This window comes from Synechococcus sp. EJ6-Ellesmere, assembly GCF_024345875.1.
GTDB classification, from domain to species: Bacteria; Cyanobacteriota; Cyanobacteriia; order PCC-6307; family Cyanobiaceae; genus Regnicoccus_A; species Regnicoccus_A antarcticus.
Map to the genome: position 1 here is coordinate 1 of NZ_JAGQBY010000187.1, position 5,537 is coordinate 5,537.

Annotated in this window: 9 protein-coding genes; 7 read left to right on the forward strand and 2 right to left on the reverse strand. The window is 69.6% G+C overall.

Annotated features, from left to right (window positions below; genetic code table 11):
• Positions 1-674: 16S rRNA (adenine(1518)-N(6)/adenine(1519)-N(6))-dimethyltransferase RsmA (gene rsmA / locus KBY78_RS15670; protein WP_255144415.1), on the reverse strand; the 674-nt coding region annotated here is incomplete at its 3' end.
• 85 nt (positions 675-759) lie between these two features.
• On the opposite strand from rsmA, the gene KBY78_RS15675 reads away from it, so the two are divergent.
• Complete coding sequence (locus tag KBY78_RS15675; RefSeq protein WP_006171590.1) at positions 760-1,107, forward strand: hypothetical protein; 348 nt, start codon at positions 760-762, stop codon at positions 1,105-1,107.
• Here the strand turns inward: KBY78_RS15675 and KBY78_RS15680 are convergent.
• A complete protein-coding gene (locus tag KBY78_RS15680) occupies positions 1,092-1,502 on the reverse strand; it encodes a YraN family protein (protein ID WP_255144416.1) in 411 nt (136 codons plus the stop codon). The genes KBY78_RS15675 and KBY78_RS15680 overlap by 16 nt on opposite strands.
• Before the next feature lie 51 nt (positions 1,503-1,553).
• On the opposite strand from KBY78_RS15680, the gene KBY78_RS15685 reads away from it, so the two are divergent.
• The 6 genes from KBY78_RS15685 to KBY78_RS15710 form a co-directional block, all read left to right on the forward strand.
• On the forward strand, positions 1,554-2,060 hold the full coding sequence (locus KBY78_RS15685; RefSeq protein ID WP_006171587.1) for a pentapeptide repeat-containing protein: 507 nt from the start codon (positions 1,554-1,556) through the stop codon (positions 2,058-2,060).
• Between the two features lie 19 nt (positions 2,061-2,079).
• A complete protein-coding gene (locus KBY78_RS15690) occupies positions 2,080-2,511 on the forward strand; it encodes a hypothetical protein (RefSeq protein ID WP_006171585.1) in 432 nt (143 codons plus the stop codon).
• A 54-nt stretch (positions 2,512-2,565) separates the two neighbouring features.
• A complete protein-coding gene (locus tag KBY78_RS15695; RefSeq protein ID WP_255144420.1) occupies positions 2,566-3,543 on the forward strand; it encodes an ATP-binding cassette domain-containing protein in 978 nt (325 codons plus the stop codon).
• Positions 3,540-4,328: an ABC-2 family transporter protein gene (locus tag KBY78_RS15700; protein WP_006171574.1), complete on the forward strand. Its 789-nt coding sequence runs from the start codon at positions 3,540-3,542 to the stop codon at positions 4,326-4,328. Before KBY78_RS15695 ends, KBY78_RS15700 begins: the two co-directional genes overlap by 4 nt.
• The gene (locus KBY78_RS15705) at positions 4,328-5,116 is read left to right on the forward strand and encodes an ABC transporter permease (protein ID WP_255144418.1); all 789 of its coding nucleotides are present in this window, start codon (positions 4,328-4,330) and stop codon (positions 5,114-5,116) included. The genes KBY78_RS15700 and KBY78_RS15705 overlap by 1 nt, the downstream gene beginning before the upstream one ends.
• 44 nt (positions 5,117-5,160) lie before the next feature.
• A partial coding sequence (locus KBY78_RS15710; RefSeq protein ID WP_399216047.1) for a VIT1/CCC1 transporter family protein occupies positions 5,161-5,537 on the forward strand: 377 nt, incomplete at its 3' end.

The following is a 5,537-nucleotide window of genomic DNA, read 5'->3' on the forward strand; positions in this document are numbered from 1 at the left end:
GAATTGCGCAGCATCTTGCGGCGGGCCGCGAAGCAGCGCTTGAGCAGGCCCTCGAGCCGCCCGGCCAGCTCCGGCTCCAGCCTCTCCGATGGCGGCAGGGGATCGATCACGATCACCTCCGACATCACCTTCGGTGACGGCTGGAAGCAGCGCGGTGGCACGGCGCAGACCGAGCGGCAGTGCGCCAGCAGTTGCAGGCGCACGCTCAGGGCGCTGAAGGCGCTGCTGCCGGCCACCGCCCGGATGCGCTCGCCCACCTCCTGCTGCACGAGCAGCACCAGGCGTCGGTAGGGGCTGGCCAGGGGGCGGTCGAGCCGGCCCACCAGCCGCTCCAGCAGTGGGCCGGTGATGTTGTAGGGGATGTTGGCGACCACCTTGTCGGCCGGAGGCAGATTCAGGCGCAACACGTCGCCCTCCAGCAGCTGGAAGCGTTCATCGCCAGCGAAGTGCTGGCGCAGGCCGGCCACCAGGTCGCGGTCGAGTTCGATGGCATGCAGCTCCCCCAGCGCTGTGGCCAGGAGCCGTTCCGTGAGGGCTCCGCGGCCCGGGCCCACTTCCAGCACCCGCTCCCCCGGCTGCAGCTCCGCCGCCGCCACGATCCGCTCCAGCACGGCGGCATCGGTGAGCCAGTGCTGGCCGAAGCGCTTGCGGCTGTGGTGGCCCCCGAATGACATGGGTGTGGCTGGGCGGGCCTTCCAGATTGCCCGGCCGGGCGGCTGTTCCCTGGCTATCTCTGGTTCAGAGACCTGCCAGGTCGCAATGGCCCCCATCCTCATCAGCCCTTCGATCCGCACCCTTTCGATCCGATCCGTCCGCTGCCTGAGGCCTTCTCTGGCCCCGTGGCTGCTCTGCGTGGCAGTTGCTCTGCCTTGCCTGGCCTGGGTGGCGCCGGCCCGCTCGGGCAGCGTCAGCGCCGACTCCGTCTGGGACAGGGGCAATGCGCTGCAGCGGGCCCGGCAACTGGTGCCGCGCGGTGCCATCCCGGGCCGGCACCGCTGCCAGGAGATGACGGTGGGCATGGGCAACTACCGCTACCGCTGCACCGTGGAGTTCAGCCAGCCGGCATCTCCGCTGCCGGGACCAGCGGGAGCTCAGTCGTCCCCCTGAGCCGCCGCGAGTGACTCAAGGCGAAGCCAGCGCACAGCACCGCCCGTCGGCGGCAGGGGCACCAGGGCACAGACCACCTCCAGGGGATGCTGGGCCTGCTCGGGATGCTCGGCCAGCCAGCAGTTCAGGGCCCTGGCCAGCCGCCGGCGCTTGACGACTCCCAGGGCGGCCACGCCCCAGCCATCGGCGCCGCAGCGACGGCGGCCCTTCACCTCCACCAGCAGCAGCCGGCCCGGTTTGGCCACCACCAGGTCCAGCTCACCCCAGCGGCAACGCCAGCGGCTGGAGAGGAGCCGCCAGCCCCGCTGGCGCAGCAGCCGCCAGGCGCGCTGCTCGGCCCAGGCCCCGGGCAGGGCGCTACGGCTTCGGGCGCGTTGCGTTCTGCTCTGGGTCAAGGGTCTGATCACCGGCTTTTCCTAGGGTTCCCTTGCTGTCCCTTCCCTGCCATGGCTGCCCCGCTGCGTTCGCTGGTCTCGGGCCTGGTGGCCTGGCTGGGTTGTGGCCTGCTGGCGCTGCTGTTGTTGCTGCCTGCTGCTCCGGCCACAGCTGCGATGGACTACGCCAAACAGGTGCTGATCGGCGCTGATTTCCACGACGCCGACCTGCGCGGTGTCACGTTCAATCTCACCAACCTGCGCGACGCCAATCTCTCCGGCGCCGACATGCGCAACGCCAGCCTGTTCGGCGCCAAGCTCCAGGACGCCGACATGCACGGCGTCGACCTGCGAGAGGCCACCCTGGACTCGGCGGTGCTCGAGGGTACCGACCTGCGGGAGGCCGTGCTTGAAGATGCCTTCGCGTTCAACACCAAGTTCGTGGACGTGGCGATCGAGGGGGCTGACTTCACCAATGTGCCCCTGCGCGGGGATGTGCTCACTTCCCTGTGCGCCATCGCCAGCGGCACCAACCCCGTCACGGGCCGTGTCACCCGCGACACCCTCGGCTGTTCCTGACCCCAACGCTCCTGCTGCCATGAGCTTCGACGCCCACAGCCTCGAGCGCCTTCGCCAGCTCGGCCGTCAGCTGCCCCAGCCACTGCCAGCACCGACGCCGCCCGTCAGCGCCAAGCCCAGGGCCAGCGAGCAACGTCACCAGGTGGAGCTGGAGCGTGACCCTGAGCAGCTCTTTCGCGAGCTGATGCAGGTGAGCCCCGACGGCACTGTTCCGCCCCACCTGATGGAGCGTCTGCGCGGCCTCGAGGCGAACCGCTCCGCCCAGGAGGCCAGCGAGCGCCGTGCTCCGGCCGGCCAGTCAGCAGCCCCAGCCACCCAGTCCCAGCCCGGCCGGCGATCAGGGCCTGGTCGCAGCACCCCACCCCGGGCCGACCCTCGCCTGGCGGCCGAGCACGCCGATCTCTACACAGCCTTCCATTCCCTTCTTCTGGAAGGCGAGGAAGACGATTGAGCGGCTGCGGAAGACCCCCCGTCGCTTCGGGTCAGGGGGCGGTCTGAGATGCCGATCATCCAGGCCCGCGGCCTCGGCAAGAGCTTCCGGGTGGCCGACAAGCAGCCTGGTCTGGGCGGAACCCTGCGCCATTTCTTCGCCCGCCGGCTCAAGGACATTCCGGCGGTGCGGGACGTCAGCTTCAGCATCGAGCCTGGCGAAGTGGTGGGCTTCCTGGGGGCCAATGGCGCCGGCAAGACCACCACACTCAAGATGCTCACCGGCCTGATCGAGCCCAGTGCCGGGGACGTGGAGGTGGCGGGCTTCAGGCCCTTTCGCCGCCAGGCGGCCTTCCTGCGCACGATCACCCTGGTGATGGGGCAGAAGCAGCAGCTGATCTGGGACCTGCCCCCGCTCGATTCCCTGCGGGTCAATGCGGCGGTCTACGGCATCGGCGAGGCCGAAGCCCGTCGCCGCATCGACGAGCTGGCCGAGATGCTGGAGCTGGGGGAGGAGCTGCGCCGGCCGGTGCGCAAGCTCTCCCTTGGCCAGCGCATGAAGGCCGAGTTGCTGGCGGCTCTGCTGCATCGCCCCTCCGTGCTCTTCCTCGATGAACCCACCCTCGGGCTGGATGTGAATGCCCAGGCGCGGGTGCGGGAGTTCCTCGCCGACTACAACCGCCGCACCGGCGCCACCGTGCTGCTCACCAGCCACTACATGGGCGACATCACCGCCCTCTGCCAGCGGGTGCTGCTGATCCACCAGGGCCAGCTCTTCTACGACGGCAGCCTGCAGGAGCTGACCCAGCAGCTCGCCCCTTACCGGGAGGTCTGCTGCGACCTGGGTGAGATCTACCCGCCCGAGGCCTTCCGTGGCTACGGCGAGCTCGAGTCGCTGGCCGGCCACCGGGTGCGCCTGCTGGTGTCACGGGATCAGCTCACGGCCACCGTCTCCCGGCTGCTTTCCACCTTTCCCGTGCTCGATCTGGAGGTGAACGATCCGCCGGTGGAGGAGATCATCGGCCGCCTCTTCCGTGAGGGGGCGGTGGGATGAAACGCACGCTGCGGCTGGCGCGGGTGCTGCTCTCGGTCCAGTACGCCTACATGCTCGAGTACCGCGCCGAGATCGCTCTCTGGGCCCTCTCCGGCCTCTTGCCGCTGATCATGCTGGCGCTCTGGAGCGGTGCCGGAGCGGCCGCTGATCTCAGCCTCAGCCCGGCGGCTCTGAACCGCTACTTCTTAGCGGCCTTCGTCGTGCGTCAGTTCACGGTGGTGTGGGTGATCCATGTCTTCGAGGAGGACTCTCTGCAGGGGCGCCTCTCCCCCTACCTGCTGCAACCGCTGCACCCCTTCTGGCGCTACCTGGCCGCCCACATCGCCGAGCAGGCCACGCGGGTGCCCTTCGTGCTGGCGATCGTGCTGGCGGTCTGGCTGCTGGGGGCGGGGGCAAGCGGCTGGCCGCCGCCCTCCACCTGGCTGCTGGGCCTGCTGGTGATCCACCTGGCCTTTCTGCTGCGCTTCCTGCTGCAGTCGGTGATCACCATGGCCTGCTTCTGGAGTGAGCGGGCGGCGGCCCTGGAGCGCCTGCTGCTGATCCCTTACCTGTTCCTCTCCGGGCTGGTGGCGCCTCTGGAGGCCTTTCCCCCCGGGCTGCGCCGCCTGGCGCAGGCCACCCCCTTCCCTTCGATGGTCGACTTTCCGGCCCGGCTGCTCTCGGGCGGCGACGTGGACCTGCTCGGAGGGCTGGCGACGATGGCCGCCTGGATGGCCCTGCTGTTGCCCCTCTTTCTGCTGCTCTGGCGCGCCGGACTGCGGCGTTATGCGGCGATGGGGGCCTGATGGGGCGCTATGCGCGCACCCTGAGAGCGTTCTGGGCGTCGGCTCTGGCGATGGAGCTGGAATATCCGGCCAACGCGTTGATCGAACTGCTCTCGGTGCTGGGCAACCTGGCCGGCAGCGTGGTGGTGCTGGCGTTGTTCTATGGCCGCGGCCATGGCCTAGGCGGCTGGAGCTGGGATGAGGCCCTGGTGGTGCTGGGGATCTACACCCTGCTCGACGGCTTCGCCAGCACCCTGCTTCAGCCAAACCTCGGGGCGATCGTGAACCATGTGCGCACCGGCAGCCTCGATTTCGTGCTGCTCAAGCCGATCGACAGTCAGTTCTGGCTCTCGGCCCGCAGCTTCTCCCCCTGGGGCCTGCCAGGCGTGCTGGCCGGACTGGTCCTGATCGTGCTGGCGGCGGGACGGGCGGGGGCCACTCCATCGCTTCTCACCCTGCTGGGCACCACCCTGCTGCTGCTCTGCAGCGGCCTGATTCTCTACAGCCTCTGGTTCGTGCTGGCAGCCGCCAGCATCTGGTTCGTGAAGGTCTGGAACGCCACCGAGGTGTTGCGCAGCACCCTGGTGGCCGGCCGCTTTCCTGTCAGCGCCTATCCCCCAGCTCTGCGCACCCTGTTCACCCTGGTGCTGCCCGTGGCCTTCCTCACCACCGTGCCGGCCGAAGCCATCCTGGGCCGCGCCACCCTGCCCTGGGTGCTGGCCAGCCTTGGGATGGCTGTGCTGTCCCTGGCCCTCAGCCGTGGCTTGTGGCGCCATGCCCTGCGCTACTACACCTCGGCGTCCAGTTGACAGCGATGGCTCAGCAGCGAGACGGTTGGCACCACGGTCACTGGATGCGCCATCAGGAGCAGCACCGCACGTCCCGGGTGGGCTGGCTGCGGGCTGCGGTGCTGGGGGCCAATGACGGCATTGTCTCCACCGCCAGCCTGCTGGTGGGGGTGGCGGCGGCTGAGGCCGACCACGGCGCGATCATGTTGGCCGGAGCGGCCGGACTGGTGGCCGGAGCGATGTCGATGGCGGCCGGTGAATATGTTTCGGTCAGCTCCCAGGCCGACACCGAGCAGGCCGACCTGGCCCGGGAGCGCCAGGAGCTTGTCGATGACGCGGCGGCGGAACTGGTCGAGCTCACCGGCATCTACGTGCATCTGGGCCTTGAGCTCGCCCTGGCCCATGAGGTGGCGCTGCAGCTCACCCGCCACGCTGCCCTGGG